The following is a 20,584-nucleotide window of genomic DNA, read 5'->3' as shown; positions in this document are numbered from 1 at the left end:
CCGGACACATCAAAAAAACAGGGAGACAGATTATGGATTTCGCCATTACCTTCAAGGGCTTCGTTCAGCCTGACCGCGCCCGTGCATTGGTCCGGCAGGCCGAAAACGCGGGCTTTACCTATTGCTGGTTTTACGACAGCCACATCCTGTGGCGCGAATCCTATCCGGCGATGGCGATGTGCATGGAGCACACCCAAAAGATGATGTTCGGCCCTTGCGTGACCAACCCCAACACCCGCGACTGGTCACAGGCCGCCAGCCTATTCGGATCGCTGGCGCATCAATCGGGCGGGCGCTTCCTGATCGGGCTGGGGCGCGGGGACAGCGCTGTCCGGGTGATGGGCAAAAAACCCGCGCCGCTGGCCCGCGTCGAGGAATTCACCAGCGTCGTCAAGGCCCTGGTGCGCGGCGACGAGGCGATTTACGGCGACTGCCCCGAACCGGTGAAATTTCCCTGGGCCACCGGCTATGACCTGCCGGTCTGGATCGGGGCTTATGGTCCCAAGGCGCTGGACACGGCGGGCCGCGTGGGCGACGGGGTCATCTTGCAGGTCGGCGAGCCGGCAATCTGTAAATGGCTTGGCGATCAGGCCAAAGCCGCCGGTCAGGCGGCGGGGCGCGATATGTCGGGCTTTCAGATTCAGGCCGCCGCGCCGGCATGGACCGGCGACCGTGCCGAGGGCCGCGCCGCGACCCGCTGGTTCCCGGCCATGGTCGGCAACCATGTCGCCGATATCGTCGAAAAATACGGCACCGAGCGTCAGGACATCCCGAAATCGCTGACCGAATATATCAAGGACCGCAAGGGCTATGACTATTCCAAGCACGGTCAAAGCGATAACCCCTATCTTGATTTCATCACCGATGACGTGATCGACAGCTTTTGCGTGTTGGGCGAGGTCGACGAACATATCGCCAAACTGAAGGCGCTGGAGGCCGCGGGCGTCACCCAGTTCAACATCTATCTGGACAGCGGCAACGAGGAAAAGATCATCGCGGATTACGGCGAAAAGATCATCCCGCACTGGAAATCCTGAGGTCAGCACACGACTTTCCCAACCTGCCGGGCCTTCCCTTGGCCCGGCCTTTTTGCCGCAGGGCGTTCCATCCCGGCGCGGACTGGGCTATGGGGGCGCAGGCGCCATGGTGTCGCCGCAGCCAGCCCCAAAAGACCCGTATGCCCCCCTCATCCGACAAGCGCGGCAAGACCCGCATCCAGCGCGAAAAGACCGAAATCATTCTGAACGCCGCACTGGATATCTTTGCCCGTGACGGGTTCCGGGGGGCGTCGATCAACAAGATCTCGGAACATGCGGGTATGTCGACGCCATCGCTGCTGTATTATTTCGGCAGCAAGGAAAAGATCCACAAAGAGCTGATGTCCCGCACCCTGCTGCTGTGGATCGGGCCGCTGAACATGATGCGCGACAATGACGACCCCATTGCCGAGATCTGTGATTATGTGCGCCGCAAGCTGGAAATCTCGCAGAACTTTCCGCGCGAAAGCCGGTTGTTTGCCAACGAGGTGCTGATGGGTGTGCCCCGCGCGCAAAAGCAGGTGTTCGACCCGCTGCGTTCGGTGTTCGACAGCAAGATCGCGCTGGTCGAACAATGGATCAACGATGGCCGGATCGCGCCGGTCGACCCCTATCACATGTTCTATTCGATCTGGGCAACGACCCAGCATTACGCTGATTTCAAGATCCAGATCGAGGAATTATCGCCCCACAAGGCAAAGAACCTGTTCCCCGAGGCCGAGGCCTATCTGACCCAGATGTATCGCCGGATGCTGACCCCCAGCGGCTGAGCCGCCTTGACCCGGCGGCCCTGACCCGACAGGCTGGTGCTGTCGTGACCGTGGGGAAGGCAGGGATGGCAGGGTTCAATCAGCCGCTGGGGGGCAACCAGATGCCGCGTTTCGGGGGGCCTGCGACGATGATGCGGCTGCCCGCCGCTGACAGCGCGGCGGGGCTGGATGCCTGTTTCATCGGGGTTCCGATGGATATCGGCACCTCGAACCGGCCCGGCACGCGGCTGGGACCGCGCCAGATCCGCGATGAAAGCCGGATGATCCGCCCCTATAACATGGCCACCGGCGCCGCCCCTTTTGACCGGATGCAGGTTGCTGATATCGGGGATGTGGCGATCAATACCTTCGATCTGAAGAAATCGGTGGGGCTGATCGCGGGTCATTACCGTCAGGTGCTGGCGCAGGGGGCGATCCCGCTGACGCTGGGGGGCGATCACACCCTCAGCTGGCCGATCCTGCGGGCGATGGCGGAACGGCACGGGCCGGTGGCGCTGATCCATGTCGATGCCCATGCCGACACCAACGAACACATGTTTGGCGAAGCTGAGGCCCATGGCTGTCCCTTCCGCCGCGCGTGGGAAGAGGGCTGTCTGCAAAATGACAAGGTGGTTCAGATCGGGCTGCGCGGCACCGGCTATGCCGCCGGTGATTTCGACTGGGGCCGTCAGCAGGGCTGGACCGTGGTCCCGGCCGAGGAATGCTGGCACCGGTCGCTGACCCCATTGATGCAGCAGATACGCGACAGGATCGGGGATGCGCCGGTCTATCTGTCCTTTGACATCGATTCGCTGGACCCGGCTTTCGCGCCCGGCACCGGGACCGTGGAAATGGGCGGGCTGACCACGATTCAGGCGCTGGAAATCGTGCGGGGCTGTGCCGGGCTGAACCTTGTGGGCTGCGATCTGGTCGAGGTCTCGCCGCCCTATGACCCGTCGGGCAACACCGCCATGATCGCGGCGAATCTGTTATATGAAATGCTGTGCGTGCTGCCGAAAAAACGGGCAGATCACGGCGCAGGTGAATGATTTTTTAAAAGTTTGATTGACAAATTGAACACCTATGCGTTCTGATCAAGGCAGACCGGCGCAGGCAGAGGGGCTGCGCCGCACGGTGTCACCTGCGGCAGGCTGTCCTGCAACGGGGGACATCTAAGAACAACGAAAGGGAGGATACATGCGCTATCTGAAATACGTCGCCCCGGCCCTGGCCGCCATGTTCATCGTCGATGCCGCCAGCGCCGATACGGTGCGGGTCCGTTTCCAGACCTTCTATGGCACCGAGATCGACGATATCGCCAAGAAGTTTCAGGATTACGTCAAGGAAGCCAGCGGCGGCAGCGTCAAGATCCAGTATTTCCGCGGCGGCGAGATGGTCGCCAGCGACCAGATGGTCGAGGGCGTGTCGCGCGGCACCGTCGATATCGCCTATGGCGTCGGCAGCTATTGGCCCGGCACGGTCGAGATCGGCAATATCGAAGCCGGACTGCCCGGCGCGTGGACCAGCACCGAAGAGGCCCGTGACGTGTTCGAAAACAAGGGCCTTGGCGATCTGGTCGCGCAGGCCTATGCCGAACATGGGGTCAAGGTGGTCGGGCGCGGCTATGGCAGCGATTACGACCTGCTGACCAAATCGCCGGTGACCAGGCTGGACGACCTCAAGTCGATGAAGATCCGCGCCACCAGCCAGATCGCCAAGATGCTGCAAAACGTCGGCATCGCGACCGTTTATCTGCCGGCGCAGGAACTGTATATCGGCATGTCAACCGGTGTGATCGACGGCGCCATCTATGGCGGCCCGATGGAATATGAAGAGCTGAAGCTGAACGAGACCGGCAAGAATTACACCTTCCTGAACCTGCTGAATCCCGGCTGGATCGAAACCGCGATCGCCAATGAAAAATTCTGGGACGACAAGCTGGATGACGCACAGCGCAAGGTGCTGGCCGAGGGCATCGACCAATATGCCCGCGACATCCACCAGTGGCTGGAAGACGGCAATCAGGCCATCATCGACGCCGGCGAAAAATTCGACTTTGCCGAGCTGCCCGCCGAAGATTCGGCCCGTCTGACCGAGGCCGCGCAGGTGGTCTGGCAGGAAGAAGCCGCGAAATCGGACCGCAACAAGCAGGCGGTCGACATCCTGACCGCCAATGCCAGGGAAAAGGGCCGCCTGAAGTGACGGCAATCCGGCGTTATCTGCTGATCCAGGATGGCCTGTCCGAGCTTGTCGGGCGGGTCATCTCGGGTCTGGTGCTGGTGATGGTGGGGGTGCTGGTTTACGAAGTGGTCATGCGCTATTTCCTTGGTTCGCCAACGATCTGGGCGCATGAATTCACCACCATGGTGTTTGGCGCCTTTGCCATCCTTGGGGCCAGCTATACCCTGCGCGAACAGGCCCATGTCCGCAGCGAGGTCGTCTGGGGTGCCATGCCCGAGCGGCTTCAGGCGTTTTGCGACATGATCGTGTTCACGCTGGGTCTGGCGGTGCTGGCGGTGGTGTTCTGGCAGTCCATCGACTTTGCACAGCGGTCATGGGAAACGCGCGAGTTTTCCAACCGCAGCGTCTGGCAGCCGCCGCTGTATTACATCAAGTCGCTGATCCCGCTGGCCATCGCCCTGCTGATGCTGCAAAGCGTCGCCGAGGTGGTGCGCGCGGTTGCCAAGGTGCTGAACCTGCCGCTGGACGACCCGCGCGAGGTGCATCTGGACGAAGACGACGACGCGCCCCTGACCGACAGCGCCGCGCGCCCTGACGCGTAAGGCCCGCCCCTCCGGCTGCGGGCCGGGCGGGCGTCAACGATAAAATCCGACAGGAAGGAACTGCCATGGCAGATCTGGATCCGCTGGCCATCACGGGGATCATGTTCGCCTCGATGCTGGTGCTGATCGTGATGGGCGCCCCGCTGGGTTGGGCGCTGATGATTTCGGGGATGGGCAGCGCCTATCTGCTGTATGGCGGCGGGGGGCTGGACCTGTTGCTGGCCTCGGTCTATGGCTCGATGGACAATTTCCTGCTGGTCGCGCTGCCGATGTTCATCTTCATGGGGCTGGTGCTGGAACGGTCGGGGATTACCGACGACCTGTTCGAGATGTTTTACAAGCTGATGGGCGGCGTTCCCGGCGGGCTTGGGGTCGGCACGGTGCTGATCTGTGCCATTATCGCGGCCATGGCCGGGGTGTCGGGCGCGGCCACGGTCAGTTTGGGGATCATCGCCCTGCCCTCGATGCTGAAACGCGGCTATGACAAGCGGCTGGTGACCGGCACGATCATGGCCGGGGGCGCGCTGGGGTTTTTGATACCGCCATCGGTTCTGATGATCATCTATGCGTTTCTGGCGCGGGAATCGGTGGGCAAACTGTTCGCCGCGGGGGTGATGCCGGGGCTGATGCTGGCGGGGATCTATATTCTGTATAACCTGATCCGCTGTCGCATCGACCCGTCAATGGGACCGCCCGCCCCGCCCGAGGAACGCGCCTCGGCCCGTGAAAAGCTGGCCTCGCTGCGGTTTCTGGTGGCGCCGGCATTGCTGGTGACCACGGTTCTGGGCTGTATCGTGGGCGGCATTACCTCGCCGTCCGAGGCCTCGGCCATTGGCGCGGCGGGGGCGATGCTGCTGGCCGGGCTGCGGCGGCGGCTGGACTGGCCGACGCTGCGCTATGCGCTGATGAACACCACCAAGATTATCGGGATGCTGATCTGGATCACCATCGCGGCGGTGTTCTTTTCCAAGATCTATCTGGGGCTTGGCGCCGGTGCCATCGTGTCGGACCTGATTGACGACTTTCAGCTTTCGGGCATGGCGGTGATCGTGATCATGCTGGCGACCTTCTTTATTCTGGGTATGTTCCTGGATGATTTCGCCATCCTGTTCATCACCGTGCCGCTGTTTTTGCCGATCGTGCGCGATCTGGGCTATGACCCGGTGTGGTTCGCCATCCTGTTCGTGCTGTCGATGCAGACCGCCTATCTGACGCCGCCATTCGGCTATAACCTGTTCTATATGCGCTCGGTCGCCCCGCGCGAGGTGTCGATCTATGACATCTATTGGGCGGCGCTGCCCTTTGTGCTGTTGCAGATCGTCGGTCTGGCGCTGGTGGTGATGTTCCCGCAGATCGCGCTGTGGCTGCCCGAAAAGCTGTTCTGAGCCATCTTCGGGGCGCCGGTGCCGCGCCCCGTTAAACAAAGTGATTGATATATTGAACGGCACGGATATCCTGCCCGTCAGCCGAATCAGGAAAGGTCCAGATCATGTCGAATGCAGCCCTGCTCGACCGTCGCAACGCCGCTGTGGCGCGCGGTGTGTCGACCCGCGGCATCTATGCCGTGCGCGCCGAAAATGCCGAGTTGTGGGATGCCGATGGCCGGCGTTTCCTTGACTTCGCCGCCGGGATCGCGGTGAACAATACCGGCCACCGCCACCCGCGCGTGATGGCCGCCGTGGCCGATCAGGCGCAGGCCTTTACCCATACCTGTTTCCACGTCGCGCCCTATGAAAACTATCTAACCCTGGCCGAGCGGCTGAATGCGCTGACGCCGGGTGATTTCGCCAAGAAAACCATGCTGGTCACCACCGGCGCCGAGGCGGTCGAAAACGCCGTCAAGATGGCGCGCGCCTTTACCGGGCGGTCGGGTGTGATCGCGTTTTCCGGGGCCTTCCATGGCCGCACCCTGCTGGGGATGGCGCTGACCGGCAAGGTCGCGCCCTATAAAAAGGGCTTCGGCGCCATGCCGCCCGAGATCATCCACGCCCCCTTCCCCAACGCTTTCCATGGCGTATCCGAGGCCGAGGCGATCAGCCATCTGGAACGCATTCTGACCACCTCGGTCGACCCGGAACGCATCGCGGCTTTCATTATCGAACCGGTTCAGGGCGAAGGCGGTTTCACCATTGCGCCGCAGGGGTTCCTGCAAAAGCTGCGCGAAATCTGTGACCAGCATGGCATCGTGCTGATCGCGGACGAGGTTCAGGCCGGCATGGCCCGCACCGGCAAGATGTATGGCATCCAGCACAGCGGCGTGATCCCCGATCTGGTGACCATGGCCAAGGGGCTGGCGGGCGGTTTCCCGCTGTCGGCGGTGACCGGCAAGGCCGAAATCGTGGACGCGCCCGGCGTCGGCGGCGTCGGCGGCACCTATGCCGGCAACCCGCTGGCGGTGGCGGCGGCCAATGCCGTTCTGGACGTGATCGCGGACGAAGACCTGTGCGCCCGTGCGGCCCAGATCGGTGACACGATCCGCGCCCGACTGACCCAGCTGGCCAACCGTCAGGGGATGGAGGCCATCGGAGAGGTGCGCGGCCTTGGCGCCATGAACGCGTTCGAGCTGGTGACCGACCGCGACAGCAACGCCCCCGACGCCCCCCTGACCGCCGCCATCGTGGCCGAGGCGGAAAAGCGCGGGCTGATCCTGCTGTCCTGCGGCACCCGCTATAACGTCATCCGCCTGTTGCCGCCGCTGACCATTCCGATGGAACAGCTGGACGAGGCACTGGACATTATCGAAGCCTCGGTCGAGGCTGCCATCGACGCCCGCAAGTGAGGACCCCATGGCTTTGAAACCCAAAGACGCCCCCGACCTGAACCGCTTTGGCTGGGAAGACCCCTTCCTGCTGGAGGACCAGTTGACCGAAGAGGAACGGATGCTGCGCGACGCGGCCCGGTCCTATGCGCAGGGCAAGTTGCAACCGCGTGTCATCGCCGCCTATCGCGACGAGGTCACCGACCCCGAAATCTTTCGCGAAATGGGCGAAATGGGCCTGCTGGGGGTTACCGTCCCCGAGGAATATGGCGGGATCGGCGCGTCCTATGTCGCCTATGGCCTGATCGCCCGCGAGGTCGAGCGCGTTGACAGCGGCTATCGCAGCATGATGTCGGTGCAATCGTCGCTGGTGATGTATCCGATCTATGCCTATGGCAGCGAAGAGCAGCGCCAGAAATATCTGCCCAAGCTGGCCTCGGGGGAATATATCGGCTGTTTCGGCCTGACCGAACCCGATGCCGGGTCCGACCCCGCCGGCATGAAGACCACGGCGAAAAAGACCGATGGCGGCTATGTGCTGAATGGGACCAAGATGTGGATCTCGAACAGCCCGATCGCGGATGTGTTCGTGGTCTGGGCCAAATCCGAGGCCCATGGCGGCAAGATCCGCGGCTTTGTGCTGGAAAAAGGCATGAAGGGGCTGTCGGCGCCCAAGGTCGGCGGCAAGCTGAGCCTGCGCGCCAGCATCACCGGCGAGATCGTGATGGAAGGCGTCGAGGTCGGTGAAGACGCGCTGCTGCCCAATGTCGAGGGGCTGAAAGGGCCGTTCGGCTGTCTGAACCGCGCCCGCTATGGCATCAGCTGGGGCGCGCTTGGCGCGGCCGAATTCTGTCTGCACGCCGCCCGCCAATACGGTCTGGACCGCAAGCAGTTCGGCAAGCCGCTGGCGCAAACCCAGCTGCATCAGCTGAAGCTGGCCAATATGCTGACCGAGATCACCCTGGGTCTGCAAGCCAGCCTGCGCGTCGGTCGCCTGCTGGACGACGCCAAAGCCGCGCCCGAGATGATCAGCATCATCAAGCGCAACAATTGCGGCAAGGCGCTGGAAATCGCCCGCGTCGCCCGTGACATGCATGGCGGCAACGGCATTTCCGAGGAATTCCAGGTCATGCGCCACATGGTCAACCTTGAGACCGTGAACACCTATGAGGGCACCCATGACGTGCACGCCCTGATTTTGGGCCGCGCCATTACCGGTTTGCAGGCGTTTTATTAAACCTTCCTGACCGGGGGCGGCCTGTCCTGCCCCCGGCATCGCCCTTCCCGCCCTTTGCCATCGCGATGGCGCGGCCTGTGTCAGGCCATGGCGGGTGGGGGCTGTCTGCCCCCACACCCCCGAGGATATTTGTGCCAAGGCGATGACAGCGGCGCTGCGCCCTGTCCGACAGCGCCTTGCCGTGTTTTGCAAGGAACCCGACATGACCATGTTTCACAATCTGATCGGCGGCGAATGGGTCGAAGGCCCCGAGGCGGTTCAGAATATCAGCCCCTCGGATGGTGCGGATGTGATCGGCCTCTATGCGCAGGGTGATGCCGCGCAGGTCGATCAGGCCGTGGCGGCGGCGCGGGCGGCCCTGCCCGGATGGGCGGCGGCGGGACCGCAGGTCCGTGCCGACCTGCTGGAACGCGTGGCGCAGGCCCTGCTGGCCCGCAAGGACGAGATCGGGCGGCTGTTATCGCGCGAAGAGGGCAAGACCCTGCCCGAGGGGATTGGCGAAACCGTGCGGGCGGCGCAGATCTTTCGCTTTTTTGCCGGCGAGGCGCTGCGGGTTGCGGGCGATGCGCTGGCGTCGGTGCGCCCCGGTGTCGATGTCACCGTCACGCGCGAGCCGGTGGGTGTGGTCGGGCTGATCACGCCGTGGAATTTTCCCATCGCCATTCCGGCGTGGAAGCTGGCCCCGGCGCTGTGTTACGGCAATACCGTGGTGATCAAGCCCGCTGACCTGACGCCGGGTTGCGCGCATGTTCTGGCCAGCCTGATCCACGAGGCCGGTGCCCCGGCGGGGGTGGTCAATCTGGTCATGGGCCGGGGCCGCACTGTCGGTCAGGCGATGGTCGACCACCCCGGTATCGACGCGATTTCCTTTACCGGATCGGTCCCCGTCGGGCGCGGGATTGCCGCTGCCTGCGGGGCCAGCCTGAAAAAGGTTCAGCTGGAAATGGGCGGTCGCAACCCGATGGTGGTGATGGGCGATGCCGATCTGGATCTGGCGGTCGAGGCCTGTCTGAACGGCGCCTTCCATTCCACCGGTCAGCGCTGCACGGCCTCGTCGCGCCTGATCGTGCATCGCCCGGTGGCCGGGGCCTTTGCCGACAAGCTGGCCGCGCGGATGCAGGATCTGCGGGTTGGCAATGCGCTGGACCCGCAGACGCAGATCGGGCCGGTGGTGTCGGAAAGTCAGCTGAACAGCAACCTGTCCTATGTCGATCTGGCCCGGTCCGAGGGCTGCGAGGTGATCGGCGGACAGCGCGTCAATGCCGCCACCGAAGGCTGGTATCAGCGCCCTGCCCTGTTCCTGAACGCCCGCAATGACATGCGCTCCAGCCGCGAGGAAATCTTTGGTCCCTGTGCCAGCCTGATCGTGGCGGATGATTTCGACCATGCGCTGGCGCTGGCCAATGACAGCGATTTCGGCCTGTCCGCCGGTATCTGCACCGCCAGCCTGTCGCAGGCCCGCGCCTTCCGGCAGGGCGCGCAGGCGGGGATGGTGATGGTCAACCTGCCCACCGCCGGGGTGGATTACCATGTCCCGTTTGGCGGGCGCAAAGGCTCGTCCTATGGCTCGCGCGAACAGGGGCGTTACGCGGCGGAATTCTATACCGCGGTCAAGACCAGCTATGTCTATGCCGGTTGAAGGCGGGGGGCGGCCGGGGCACGACCCGGACCCGCCCCCTTTCCTTTTGCGTGGAAATGACCCAGAACATCGGCATGAGTGATTTCGATGTCGGCAGCCGCCTGAAACAGCTTCGCACCGAGCGGGGGATCTCGCAGCGTCAGCTTGCGGCGCTGGCGGGGGTCACCAATGGCATGATCTCGACCATCGAGCAGAACAATTCCTCGCCCTCGATCTCGACGCTGAAAAAGCTGCTGGATGCGATGTCGCTGTCGCTGGCCAGCTTTTTCACCGATGACACCCCCGAGGCCGGGCAGGTGTTTTTCACCCGCCAGCAATTGCGGCTGGTGCGCACCTCGGCCATGCATGACGGGCCGACGGGGGGACCGGTGGACGGGCTGTCGATCCGGCTGCTGGGGCTGGCGGAACGTAACATGCTGCAAATCATGCATGAAACCTATGCCCCCGGCGCCGATACCGGCGAGCCATACCAGCATGACGCCGAAGAGGGCGGCATCATCATCGAGGGCGAGCTGGAAGTGACCGTCGGGGATCAGGTCCAGATCCTGCGCGCGGGGGATGGCTATCTGTTCGACAGCCGCCTGCCGCACCGGTTCCGCAATATCGGGGATGTGCCCTGCGTCATCGTCAGCGCCGTGACCCCGCCGACCTTCTGATCGCCATTTCCCGACGCAATGACGGGGTGATCCTTTGATTGCGGGCCGGTCGGGCAGGAAAAAACCCGCCTGCGGTGAACCGCAAGCGGGCCGTTTTTCGGTCGCGTCTGTCGCGCGTTCCCTGCTCGGACAGGCTTCCGCCGCCCGGCAGGCCGGGCGATGGGGGGTCAGGACGCGGCGGCCGCCGCGCCCGGTCTTAACTGCAACCGCTGGTCGCGCCGCAGGTATTGCACTTCATGCAGGTGCCGTTGCGCACCAGCGTGTAATTGCCGCATTCGCCGCAGGGGTCGCCCTCGTATCCCTGCATCCGGGCCTGTGCGCGCGCATCCATGCCGACAGCCACGGTGCTGGTATCGACCGCCACCGCCTGTTCGCCGTGGCTGTCCAGCGCGCGGGCCGAAGTGCTGGTTTGCAGCACCATCAGATCCTGCGGCAGGCGCTTGCGCAGATAGCCGGTGCTGCTGATCTGTTTCAGCATCTCGATGCTGCGCGATTTTTCTTCGGAGACCGGGACCAGTTGCGGCTGGCCCTCGGCCTCGCCACCGCCCATATCGTCGAAACGCGCGCCCTGCGGTTTGACATGCGCAAGGTCGGTGCGGTCCAGATAGCTGACCGCCAGTTCACGGAACACATAGTCAAGGATCGAGGTCGCGTTCTTGATGCTGTCATTGCCCTGAACCATGCCCGCCGGTTCAAAGCGGGTGAAGGTGAAGGCGTCGACAAATTCGTCCAGCGGCACCCCGTATTGCAGGCCAACCGACACCGCGATGGCGAAATTATTCATCATCGCGCGGAAACCGGCACCTTCCTTGTGCATGTCGATAAAGATTTCGCCAAGGGTGCCGTCGTCATATTCGCCGGTGCGCAGATAGACCTTGTGCCCGCCCACGACCGCCTTCTGGGTATAGCCCTTGCGCCGGCCGGGCAGCTTTTCGCGGTGGCTGCGGACCATTTCCCTGACGATGATCTTTTCGACCACCTTTTCGGCAATCACGGCGGCTTTTTCCTGCGGGCTGCCGGTTTCCAGCAGGTCGGCGGCCTCGTCATCATCCTCGACCAGCGCGCTGGCCAGCGGTTGCGACAGCTTGCTGCCGTCGCGATACAGCGCATTGGCCTTGATCCCCAGCGACCATGACAGTTCGTAAGCGGCCAGCGCGTCAGCGATGCTGGCGGAATTGGGCATGTTGATGGTCTTGGAAATGGCGCCGCTGATAAAGGACTGCGCAGCAGCCATCATGCGGATATGGGCCTCGACCGACAGATAGCGTTTGCCCTTTTTCCCGCAGGCATTGGCACAGTCGAACACGGCGTAATGGGCCGGGTCCAGATGCGGTGCGCCCTCAAGCGTCATGGTGCCGCAGACATGGTCATTGGCGGCCTCGATCTGGGCGCGGGTAAAGCCCAGATGGCGCAGCAGGTCAAAGGACGGATCGTTCAGCTTCTGCGCCGGGATGCCAAGGGTTTCGCGGCAAAAGGCCTCGCCCAGGGTCCATTGGTTAAAGACGAAGCGGATGTCAAAGGCGCTGGCCAGCGCGGCGTCCAGCTTTTCCAGCTCGCGCGGGCCAAATCCGTGGCCGGTCAGGCTGGTGTGATTGATGGCCGGGCAATTGCCAAGGCTGGCATGACCGACGGCATAGGCGATGATTTCCTCGATCTGCGCGGAACCGTAACCCAGCTTTTCCAGCGCGGCGGGCACGGACCGGTTGATGATCTTGAAATAACCGCCGCCTGCCAGCTTCTTGAACTTGACCAGCGCGAAATCCGGCTCGATCCCGGTGGTGTCGCAATCCATCACCAGACCGATGGTGCCGGTCGGGGCGATGACGGTGGTCTGGGCGTTGCGAAAGCCGTGTTCCTCGCCAAGGGTCAGCGCCTCGTCCCAGGCCTTGCGGGCCAGATCGACCAGCATGGGGTCGGGGCAATTGGCGGCGTCCAGCGCCACCGGGGCGACGTTCACCCCGTCATAGGCACCACTGCCATGGGCGGCGGCGCGGTGGTTGCGGATCACCCGCAGCATGTGGTCGGCATTGCGGCGATAGCCGGCGAAAGCGCCCTGCTCGCCGGCCATTTCGGCGCTGGTGGCATAGGCGACGCCGGTCATCAGCGCGCTAAGCGCCCCGCACAGCGCCCGCCCCGGCGCGGAATCGTAACCCAGGCCCATATTCATCAAAAGCCCGCCAATATTGGCGTAACCCAGACCCAGCGTGCGATAGTCAAAGCTGCGCTGCGCGATTTCCTTGCTGGGGAATTGCGCCATCAGCACGCTGATTTCCAGCGTCAGCGTCCACAGCCGCGTGGCATGGATGTACCCGCCCGCATCAAAGCGCCCGTCCTGCAAAAAAGTCAGCAGGTTCATCGAGGCCAGGTTACAGGCCGTGTCGTCCAGAAACATATATTCGCTGCACGGGTTGGACCCGCGGATGGCCCCGTCCTTTGGGCAGGTATGCCAGGCGTTCACGGTGTCGTGGAACTGAATGCCGGGGTCGGCACAGGCCCATGCGGCATGGCCGATCTGGTCCCACAAGTCGCGCGCGCTGATGGTTTTGGCCACGCCGCCATCGGTGCGCCGCAGCAATTCCCATGGCGCATCGTCGCGCACGGCGCGCAGGAACGCATCCGTCACCCGCACCGAATTATTGCTGTTCTGACCCGAGACGCTGACATAAGCCTCGCTGTCCCAGTCGGTGTCATAGGTCGGGAATTCGATACTGTCGAAACCCTGCCGCGCATATTGCAGCACCCGGTTGACATAGGTTTCGGGGATCATCGCCTTTTTCGCCGCGCGGATGGCGGTTTTCAGCGCCGGGTTGCTGGCCGGGTCGGTCGCATCGGCCATATCGCCGTCCCAGCCGCGAATGGCGGCAAAGACCTCGTTCAGGCGGGCCTCGTGCATCTTGGACCCGGCGACAAGGCTGGCGACCTTTTGTTCCTCGATCACCTTCCAGTTGATGAACTGCTCGATATCGGGATGATCCATGTCACAGATCACCATCTTGGCGGCGCGGCGCGTGGTGCCGCCCGATTTGATCGCCCCCGCCGCGCGGTCCCCGATCTTCAGAAACCCCATCAGGCCGCTGGATTTGCCGCCGCCTGACAGGCGCTCGCCCTCGCCGCGAAGGCTGGAAAAATTGGTGCCGGTGCCGCTGCCATATTTGAACAGCCGCGCCTCGCGGACCCACAGGTCCATGATGCCGCCTTCATTGACCAGATCGTCGCGCACCGACTGGATGAAACAGGCATGGGGCTGGGGGTGTTCATAGGCGCTGTCCGAGCGGACCAGCTTGCCCGACTGATAATCGACATAGAAATGCCCCTGCCCCGGCCCGTCAATGCCATAGGCCCAATGCAGGCCGGTGTTGAACCATTGCGGGCTGTTGGGCGCGGCCATCTGGCGGGCCAGCATAAAGCGCATTTCGTCGTAATAGGCGCGGGCGTCGTTTTCAGTGCTGAAATACCCGCCTTTCCAGCCCCAATAGGCCCATGCCCCGGCCAGACGGTCAAACACCTGACGGGCACTGGTTTCGCCGCCATAACGGGCATCTTCGGGCAGGCCGGCCATGGATTTTTCATCCGGCACCGACCGCCACAGAAACTCTGGCACGCCCTTTTCCCTGACCCGTTTCAGGGCCGCCGGGACACCGGCCTTGCGGAAATATTTCTGTGCGATGACATCGCTGGCGACCTGCGACCAGCCCTTTGGCACCTCGACCGAGCTGTTGGAAAACACCACGGTGCCGTCCGGGTTGCGGATCTCGCTGCTGGTGGTGGTAAAGGCGACCTCGTCATAGGCGCCGCCCGCGACGGTGGTGAAACGCCGTTCGATCCGCATAGCCATCCCCCTGTGCTGTCCCCCGTTGCCGCGACGTGTGGCCGGGTCGTCTATATGTGGTGTTTTTTTCCCAATGCCCTACAAGCTGACGCCAGAATCCCGCCCCGGCAAGCAGAGAGTTTTCTTGACAGCGTTCCGATGCCAGCGCCCGCCACAGCCCCTTGTGCGGCGCGGGGCGGGTTCGCGCAGGTAATCTGGGGGGTTAGCGCGACTATCTGATGATTCGCAGATCCGCACCGGGCCGGGCGGAAATAATTTGTCGCAGGCGCGGCAGGGCCGCAGCAACCGCAGGATGAAAAACCAAACCTGAACTTCTGATTAACCGGGCAGCTTCAGAATCGCCACAGACCCGAATCGGTGACGATGATGTCCATCTCGACATCGTGCTGCCCCGATGGGACGGCGGGGAATTGCTGAACCCCCCAGGCAAAGCCGATGGCGGTCACCGGCTGCTGTCGGTGCAGACGCATCAGCGTGCGATCGTAAAACCCGCCGCCATAACCCAGACGGTTGCCCTGATCGTCAAAGGCCAGCATCGGCACGATCAGCACCTGCGGGCGCAGTTGCGGGGCGTTAGGACGCGGGTGGCTGGTGCCGAAACTGCCGGCCTCCAGCGCGTCGCCGGGGCGCCAGCGCCGAAAGATCAGCGGCTGCCCCTTGCCCGCCACCACCGGCAGGCAGACCGGCCCGCGATGCGTGGCCATGGCCGGGCGCGGGTCGATTTCGTCGCCCATTGGCCAGTATCCGGCCAGCACCAGCCCGCGATAGGCCTGCAAAACCCCGGCCAGCCGCGCCGTCGCCGCCGCCTGATCGCCCCGCGCCTGCCGGGCCTGCGCCGCCTGCCGGCGCAGCGCCTGTTTTACAGCAGCATCCATGACGCCAGCCCCAGAAAGGCAAAGAACCCGACCACATCGGTCACCGTGGTCACGAATGTTCCCGATGCCAGCGCCGGGTCGGCCCCCACCTTGTCCAGCCCCAGCGGGATCAGGATGCCCGCCAGCGCGGCGATGAACAGGTTCACCACCATCGCCACCGCGATTACCGCCCCCAGCGACACCCCTTCGAACCAGAACCAGGCGACCGCCCCCATCACCAGCGCAAAGGCCGCGCCATTGATCAGGCCGACGATCCCTTCGCGCCGGACGATCCGCCAGACATTGCTGGAGGTCAGGCTTTTGGTCGCCAGCCCGCGCACCGCCACGGTCAGCGTCTGCGTGCCCGCATTGCCCCCCATCGAGGCCACGATCGGCATCAGCACCGCCAGCGCGACCAGCTGGCTGATCGTGCCTTCGAACAGCGCGATCACCATCGAGGCCAGAATTGCCGTCCCCAGATTGACCACCAGCCATGGCAGACGCTGGCGCACCGTTTCCAGCACCGTGTCCGAGATGCTGGAATCCTCGCCGACACCGGCCAGACGCAGGATATCTTCTTCGTGTTCCTCGTCCAGAACCGACATGGCGTCGTCGATGGTAATCACCCCGACCAGACGGTCGTGATCATCGACCACCGGCGCCGAAATCAGGTGGTATTTGTTGAATGCAAAGGCCACGTCGCCTTCGTCCTGCGCGACATGGATGGTGCGGAAACTGTCCTCGGTCAGGTCGCGCAACCGGGCCGAGCGCGGCGATGCCAGCAGCTTGCCAAGCGTCACATAGCCCACCGGGTGCTGGCGCGGATCGACCAGAATGACGTGATAGAACTGTTCGGGCAGCCAGTCCTCGGACCGCAGAAAGTCGATGGTTTCGCCCACATTCCAGTGTTCGGGGGCGACCACGACCTCGGACTGCATCAGGCGGCCGGCGGAATATTCGGGATAGGTCAGCGACTGGCGCACCGCGACACGGTCCGATTCGTCCAGCGCCGCCAGAATCGCGTCCTGTTCGGGCTGTTCCAGATCCTCGATCAGGTCGACGACATCGTCGCTGTCCATTTCGCGGACGGCCTCGGCCACCACCTCGGGGGGCAGCTGGTCCAGAACCTCTTCGCGGATGGATTCGTCGATCTCGGACAGGATCTCGCCGTCGATCTCGCCGGAATAGAGGGTCAGGAATTCGCGCCGGTCCGAGGCCGAAAGCTGTTCGATGACATCGGCAATATCCGCCGGATGCATCGGTTCCAGCAATTCGTCCAGCGCTGGCTGGTCCTTGTCGTCGATGGCCTCGACGATCTGGTCGAATACCTCGGGGGAATGGGTGAAATCGTCCTCGGCCTCGGGGTCGCGGCGCTGGCTGTCGTCGGTCATCGGCGGTCCCCTGACTGCGGGCGTTACCGGCGTTGTTTAGGCGCTAACCGCGCGCTTTTCAACCAATTTGCCCGCCCGGTCCCGGGTTTTGCAACAGTGCCAGCGCCTGTGCGTGAAGCGCCGGGTTCGCCGCCGCCAGCACCTGCCCGCCGCCATGCGCCGGGCCGCCCTGCCAGTCGGTCACCACCCCCCCGGCGGCGCGGATGACCGCGATCGGGGCACAGATGTCATAGGGTTGCAGCCCGGCCTCGATCACCAGATCGACATGCCCCATCGCCAACAGCGCATAGGCATAACAGTCCAGCCCATAACGCGTCAGCCGCACCCGGTCGCGCACCCGGCCAAAGGCGCTGGCCTCGGCCCGGGTGCCGATTTCGGGAAAGGTGGTCATCAGCGTGGCCTGCGCCAGATCCGCCGTGGCGCGGGTGGCCAGCGCGCGGGTGCCATGCGGTCCGGACAGTTCGGCCAGACCCGGCCCGCCCTCGAACCGTTCCCCGATATAGGGCTGGTCGATCAGGCCATAGACCGGGCCGGTGCCATCCTCCAGCGCGATCAGGACACCCCATGTGGGGGCGCCGCTGATAAAGGCGCGGGTGCCGTCGATCGGGTCCAGCACCCAGCGCAGACCGGATCGCCCGTCCTGCGGGCCGTATTCCTCGCCCAAGATGGCGTCATCGGGGCGGTGCTGTGAAAGGATGCGGCGCATCGCGGCCTCGGCCGCGCGGTCGGCGGCGGTGACCGGGTCGAACCCGGCGGCGGCCTTGTTATCGGCCCCCAGCCCCGGTGTGCGGAACAGGGCCAGCGCCTGTGCGCGGGCCGCATCCGCCAGGGCATGGGCCGTGCGGCGGATATCAAGCAGTTCAGCGGCTGAGATCATGCCTGCCCCCGATGACCATTTACCCGCGGTCATAGACCGGATACGGGCGCAAGGCCAGCACCCGCGGCAGCCGGACGGCGCCGGGGCAGGCCGGGTGCAGCCTCAGGCGGCGTCCGAGGACAGCACGCGGGCCAGTTCAAAGATCTGGCGACGCTGGCTTTCGGGCATGGCGTAATAGGCCCGGACCAGTTGCAGCGCCTCTTTATCGGCCAGAATGTCGTGGTCGGGTGCCGCTGTGGTGGCCGGGACCTCTTCGATGCCATCGAAGAAAAAGCTGACCGGCACCTCCATCGCGTGGGCAATATCCCACAGACGCGAGGCCGAAACCCGGTTCATCCCGGTTTCGTATTTCTGAATCTGCTGGAACTTGATCCCGACCTTTTCAGCAAGTTGCTGTTGGGTCATCCCGATCAGCCAGCGTCTGTGCCGGATCCGCTTTCCGACATGAATATCGACAACATGGGTCATAGCCACCCCCTCATACAATCAAAGGTCGTATAAACCAGTTCCATTCGCCTTGCGAGCACAGAGAGGGTTAATTGCTCAAAACCTAGCTAAAAAGACAGGTCTGGAACTGGACAAGCGGTCCGAATTGCGAAACCTTCGCCGCCAACACCCCTGACACGCAGCCAGGATGACCGACCAGATGCAGAATGCCCTGATTCCCGCCCCCGGCCAAGGCCCGCTGTTACAGACCGCGCCCGCCGATGCCCCGCCCCCGAAGCCCGGCGCAGGGCAGGTCCGGGTGCGGATGCAGGCGGCGGCGCTGAATTTCGCGGATCTGCTGATGCGCGAGGGGCGATATCAGGAAACGCCGCCCTATCCGTTCATCCCCGGAATCGAGGGCGCCGGCATTGTCGAGGCCGCAGGCCCCGGTTGTCAGCTGACCCCCGGCACTCGTGTCAGCGTCTGGTCGCGCGGCACGCTGGCGCAACAGGCGGTGTTTGCGCAGGACCACTGCATCCCCATGCCCGATTCGATGTCTTTCGCGGATGGGGCCGGGTTTCAGGTCGCTTATGGCACCAGCCACATGGCGCTGACCCGGCGCGGCGGGCTGCGCGCCGGTGACCGGCTGGCGGTGCTTGGCGCGGCGGGTGGTGTTGGGCTGACGGCAGTGGAAATCGGCGCGGCGCTGGGGGCGCAGGTCATCGCAGTGGCGCGGGGCGCCGATAAATGCGCGCTGGCCCGGCAGGCCGGCGCGACCGATGTGATCGACAGCGACACCACCCCCGACCTGAAAGCCGCGCTGCGGGACGCGGGCGGCATCGACGTGGTTTATGACCCGGTGGGCGATGCGCCGGGGCTGGCGGCCTTTGGCGCGTTGCGGCGGGGCGGGCGGTTTCTGGTTATCGGCTTTGCGGGCGGCACGCCCCCGGCCCTGCCCCTGAACCATGCGCTGGTCAAGAATATCGCCATTCACGGCTTTTACCTTGGCGGCTATCGCGACCTTGACCCGGCGCTGCTGCGCGACAGCCTGACCGAGCTGTTTGATTTATATGCGCAGGGCAAGCTGCGCCCGCATAGCGGCCTTGTCCTGCCGCTGGACCGCCTGACCGAGGGGTATGACGCGCTGGCGCAGCGGCGCAGCACCGGCAAGGTGGTCATTACCCTATAAAAAACCTGTTATATCGGCGGGAACAGCATTGAAAATGCCCTCTGCCCTGCCGATATCTGCCCGGAACGCCCTGTCCGGGGCCGGTAACGACCACTTAACGGGGAGGCTTTGATGGCTGACTTCAACACGATCCCGCGCACGGGCACATCCGCCCGTCAGGCCGAGATCGACATGGGCCTGCGCGCCTATATGAACAAGGTTTACGGTCTGATGGCCGTGGGGATGCTGGTGACCGCGCTGGCCGCCTGGGGGATCTCGACCCTGGCGCTGTCGGCGGACCCGACGCCCTATGCGCTTGGCAATGGCCACTATCTGACCGAATTCGGCAAGACGCTGTATCTGTCGCCGCTGAAATGGGTGGTGATGTTTGCGCCGCTGCTGGTGGTGTTTGCCTTTGGCGCGGCGCTGAACCGGCTGTCGGTTCAGGGTGCGACCCTGCTGTTTTACGGCTTTGCGGCGCTGATGGGCATTTCCATCAGCTGGATCTTTGCGGCCTATACCTCCTTCTCGATCGTGCAGACCTTCCTGGTGACGGCCATCGCTTTTGCCGGTCTGTCGCTGTATGGTTACACCACCAAACGCGACCTGTCGGGTCTGGGCACCTTCCTGATGATGGGTCTGATCGGGCTGATCGTGGCCTCGATCGTGAATATCTTCCTGCAATCCAGCGCCATGCAATTCGCCATTTCGGTGATCGGTGTGCTGATCTTTGCCGGGCTGACCGCCTATGACACGCAAAGCATCAAGAACACCTATCTGCAACTGGCGCATTCGGACAGCGACTTCCTTGGCAAATCGGCCATCATGGGCGCGCTGAAGCTGTATCTGGACTTCCTGAACCTGTTCATGTTCCTGCTGCAATTCATGGGCAACCGCGACTGATCCGCGGACCAGGCAGACACCAGAAGGGCCGGGTTTTCCCCGGCCCTTTTTCATATGCGGCAGGCGTGGCAAAGAAAAAGACCCCGCCAAGGCGGGGCCTGATACTGACTGATATGCCGGGCATTAATGGCTGGCGGGCGGGTCCAGCCTGACCGAGTCCGGGGCCGATGTGACATCGGCCGTGGTCAGGGGCAGTTGATGCAGCCCCAACCACGCCGCAACGGCAAACACGGCAATGGCGATAAAGGCGCTGTACATGGCGTTCATTCCGGTCCCC

18 protein-coding genes are annotated in these 20,584 nt (G+C 63.8%); 12 read left to right on the top strand and 6 right to left on the bottom strand.

Translation table 11 applies throughout. From position 1 onward, the window contains the following. The first annotated feature begins 32 nt into the window (after positions 1-32). The 10 genes from ACFXP9_RS03035 to ACFXP9_RS02990 all read left to right on the top strand — a co-directional run bounded on the left by ACFXP9_RS03035 (position 33) and on the right by ACFXP9_RS02990 (position 10,859). Complete coding sequence (locus ACFXP9_RS03035) at positions 33-1,037, top strand: TIGR03842 family LLM class F420-dependent oxidoreductase (RefSeq protein ID WP_397205382.1); 1,005 nt, start codon at positions 33-35, stop codon at positions 1,035-1,037. A gap of 140 nt (positions 1,038-1,177) precedes the next feature. Then, positions 1,178-1,807, top strand: a complete 630-nt coding sequence (locus ACFXP9_RS03030; protein WP_397205384.1) for a TetR family transcriptional regulator C-terminal domain-containing protein — start codon at positions 1,178-1,180, stop codon at positions 1,805-1,807. A gap of 65 nt (positions 1,808-1,872) precedes the next feature. Further along, the gene (speB, locus tag ACFXP9_RS03025; protein ID WP_397205386.1) at positions 1,873-2,835 is read left to right on the top strand and encodes an agmatinase; all 963 of its coding nucleotides are present in this window, start codon (positions 1,873-1,875) and stop codon (positions 2,833-2,835) included. Between the two features lie 148 nt (positions 2,836-2,983). Next, entirely contained in the window at positions 2,984-3,988 is a 1,005-nt protein-coding gene (gene dctP / locus ACFXP9_RS03020; protein WP_397205388.1) for a TRAP transporter substrate-binding protein DctP, read from the top strand. Further along, a complete protein-coding gene (locus ACFXP9_RS03015) occupies positions 3,985-4,569 on the top strand; it encodes a TRAP transporter small permease subunit (RefSeq protein ID WP_397205389.1) in 585 nt (194 codons plus the stop codon). Before dctP ends, ACFXP9_RS03015 begins: the two co-directional genes overlap by 4 nt. A 65-nt stretch (positions 4,570-4,634) precedes the next feature. Beyond that, positions 4,635-5,954, top strand: a complete 1,320-nt coding sequence (locus tag ACFXP9_RS03010) for a TRAP transporter large permease (protein WP_397205391.1) — start codon at positions 4,635-4,637, stop codon at positions 5,952-5,954. A gap of 104 nt (positions 5,955-6,058) precedes the next feature. After that, positions 6,059-7,348 carry a 4-aminobutyrate--2-oxoglutarate transaminase gene (gabT, locus tag ACFXP9_RS03005; protein ID WP_397205393.1) on the top strand — a complete coding sequence of 430 codons (1,290 nt, stop codon included), beginning with the start codon at positions 6,059-6,061 and terminating at the stop codon, positions 7,346-7,348. A 7-nt stretch (positions 7,349-7,355) separates the two neighbouring features. Then, on the top strand, positions 7,356-8,564 hold the full coding sequence (locus ACFXP9_RS03000; protein ID WP_397205395.1) for an acyl-CoA dehydrogenase: 1,209 nt from the start codon (positions 7,356-7,358) through the stop codon (positions 8,562-8,564). Between the two features lie 202 nt (positions 8,565-8,766). Continuing rightward, entirely contained in the window at positions 8,767-10,203 is a 1,437-nt protein-coding gene (locus tag ACFXP9_RS02995; RefSeq protein WP_397205397.1) for an aldehyde dehydrogenase family protein, read from the top strand. Between the two features lie 74 nt (positions 10,204-10,277). Further along, positions 10,278-10,859: a cupin domain-containing protein gene (locus ACFXP9_RS02990; RefSeq protein WP_397205399.1), complete on the top strand. Its 582-nt coding sequence runs from the start codon at positions 10,278-10,280 to the stop codon at positions 10,857-10,859. 196 nt (positions 10,860-11,055) lie between these two features. Here ACFXP9_RS02990 and ACFXP9_RS02985 read toward each other — a convergent pair whose 3' ends face one another. The 5 genes from ACFXP9_RS02985 to ACFXP9_RS02965 all read right to left on the bottom strand — a co-directional run bounded on the left by ACFXP9_RS02985 (position 11,056) and on the right by ACFXP9_RS02965 (position 18,278). Continuing rightward, complete coding sequence (locus ACFXP9_RS02985; protein ID WP_397205401.1) at positions 11,056-14,688, bottom strand: vitamin B12-dependent ribonucleotide reductase; 3,633 nt, start codon at positions 14,686-14,688, stop codon at positions 11,056-11,058. A 332-nt stretch (positions 14,689-15,020) separates the two neighbouring features. Continuing rightward, positions 15,021-15,563: a 5-formyltetrahydrofolate cyclo-ligase gene (locus ACFXP9_RS02980; RefSeq protein ID WP_397205403.1), complete on the bottom strand. Its 543-nt coding sequence runs from the start codon at positions 15,561-15,563 to the stop codon at positions 15,021-15,023. Then, on the bottom strand, positions 15,548-16,933 hold the full coding sequence (mgtE, locus tag ACFXP9_RS02975; RefSeq protein WP_397205405.1) for a magnesium transporter: 1,386 nt from the start codon (positions 16,931-16,933) through the stop codon (positions 15,548-15,550). The genes ACFXP9_RS02980 and mgtE overlap by 16 nt, the downstream gene beginning before the upstream one ends. A 58-nt stretch (positions 16,934-16,991) precedes the next feature. Continuing rightward, positions 16,992-17,810, bottom strand: a complete 819-nt coding sequence (gene hisN / locus ACFXP9_RS02970) for a histidinol-phosphatase (RefSeq protein ID WP_397205407.1) — start codon at positions 17,808-17,810, stop codon at positions 16,992-16,994. Between the two features lie 102 nt (positions 17,811-17,912). Continuing rightward, positions 17,913-18,278, bottom strand: coding sequence for a helix-turn-helix domain-containing protein (locus ACFXP9_RS02965; protein ID WP_397205409.1), 366 nt, complete (start codon positions 18,276-18,278; stop codon positions 17,913-17,915). Positions 18,279-18,444: 166 nt separating this feature from the next. Here ACFXP9_RS02965 and ACFXP9_RS02960 point away from each other — a divergent pair, with 166 nt between their 5' ends. Both ACFXP9_RS02960 and ACFXP9_RS02955 read left to right on the top strand, forming a co-directional pair. After that, entirely contained in the window at positions 18,445-19,425 is a 981-nt protein-coding gene (locus tag ACFXP9_RS02960) for an NADPH:quinone oxidoreductase family protein (protein ID WP_397205411.1), read from the top strand. 111 nt (positions 19,426-19,536) lie between these two features. Beyond that, positions 19,537-20,307 carry a Bax inhibitor-1/YccA family protein gene (locus ACFXP9_RS02955; RefSeq protein WP_397205413.1) on the top strand — a complete coding sequence of 257 codons (771 nt, stop codon included), beginning with the start codon at positions 19,537-19,539 and terminating at the stop codon, positions 20,305-20,307. Positions 20,308-20,430: 123 nt separating this feature from the next. Here ACFXP9_RS02955 and ACFXP9_RS02950 read toward each other — a convergent pair whose 3' ends face one another. Then, positions 20,431-20,574, bottom strand: a complete 144-nt coding sequence (locus tag ACFXP9_RS02950) for a hypothetical protein (protein WP_397205415.1) — start codon at positions 20,572-20,574, stop codon at positions 20,431-20,433. Between the last annotated feature and the right edge of the window lie 10 nt (positions 20,575-20,584).

It is taken from the genome of Paracoccus jiaweipingae (genome assembly GCF_044335505.1).
GTDB lineage: Bacteria > Pseudomonadota > Alphaproteobacteria > Rhodobacterales > Rhodobacteraceae > Paracoccus.
This window is presented reverse-complemented; position numbering and strand designations above follow the sequence as displayed.

Coding starts and splice junctions, on each gene's coding strand:
- ACFXP9_RS03035 (WP_397205382.1), top strand. CDS start 33: ATGGATTTCGCCATTACCTTCAAGGGCTTCGTTCAGCCTGACCGCGCC.
- ACFXP9_RS03030 (WP_397205384.1), top strand. CDS start 1,178: ATGCCCCCCTCATCCGACAAGCGCGGCAAGACCCGCATCCAGCGCGAA.
- speB (WP_397205386.1), top strand. CDS start 1,873: ATGGCAGGGTTCAATCAGCCGCTGGGGGGCAACCAGATGCCGCGTTTC.
- dctP (WP_397205388.1), top strand. CDS start 2,984: ATGCGCTATCTGAAATACGTCGCCCCGGCCCTGGCCGCCATGTTCATC.
- ACFXP9_RS03010 (WP_397205391.1), top strand. CDS start 4,635: ATGGCAGATCTGGATCCGCTGGCCATCACGGGGATCATGTTCGCCTCG.
- gabT (WP_397205393.1), top strand. CDS start 6,059: ATGTCGAATGCAGCCCTGCTCGACCGTCGCAACGCCGCTGTGGCGCGC.
- ACFXP9_RS03000 (WP_397205395.1), top strand. CDS start 7,356: ATGGCTTTGAAACCCAAAGACGCCCCCGACCTGAACCGCTTTGGCTGG.
- ACFXP9_RS02995 (WP_397205397.1), top strand. CDS start 8,767: ATGACCATGTTTCACAATCTGATCGGCGGCGAATGGGTCGAAGGCCCC.
- ACFXP9_RS02990 (WP_397205399.1), top strand. CDS start 10,278: ATGAGTGATTTCGATGTCGGCAGCCGCCTGAAACAGCTTCGCACCGAG.
- ACFXP9_RS02985 (WP_397205401.1), bottom strand. CDS start 14,688: ATGCGGATCGAACGGCGTTTCACCACCGTCGCGGGCGGCGCCTATGAC.
- ACFXP9_RS02980 (WP_397205403.1), bottom strand. CDS start 15,563: ATGGATGCTGCTGTAAAACAGGCGCTGCGCCGGCAGGCGGCGCAGGCC.
- mgtE (WP_397205405.1), bottom strand. CDS start 16,933: ATGACCGACGACAGCCAGCGCCGCGACCCCGAGGCCGAGGACGATTTC.
- hisN (WP_397205407.1), bottom strand. CDS start 17,810: ATGATCTCAGCCGCTGAACTGCTTGATATCCGCCGCACGGCCCATGCC.
- ACFXP9_RS02965 (WP_397205409.1), bottom strand. CDS start 18,278: ATGACCCATGTTGTCGATATTCATGTCGGAAAGCGGATCCGGCACAGA.
- ACFXP9_RS02960 (WP_397205411.1), top strand. CDS start 18,445: ATGACCGACCAGATGCAGAATGCCCTGATTCCCGCCCCCGGCCAAGGC.
- ACFXP9_RS02955 (WP_397205413.1), top strand. CDS start 19,537: ATGGCTGACTTCAACACGATCCCGCGCACGGGCACATCCGCCCGTCAG.
- ACFXP9_RS02950 (WP_397205415.1), bottom strand. CDS start 20,574: ATGAACGCCATGTACAGCGCCTTTATCGCCATTGCCGTGTTTGCCGTT.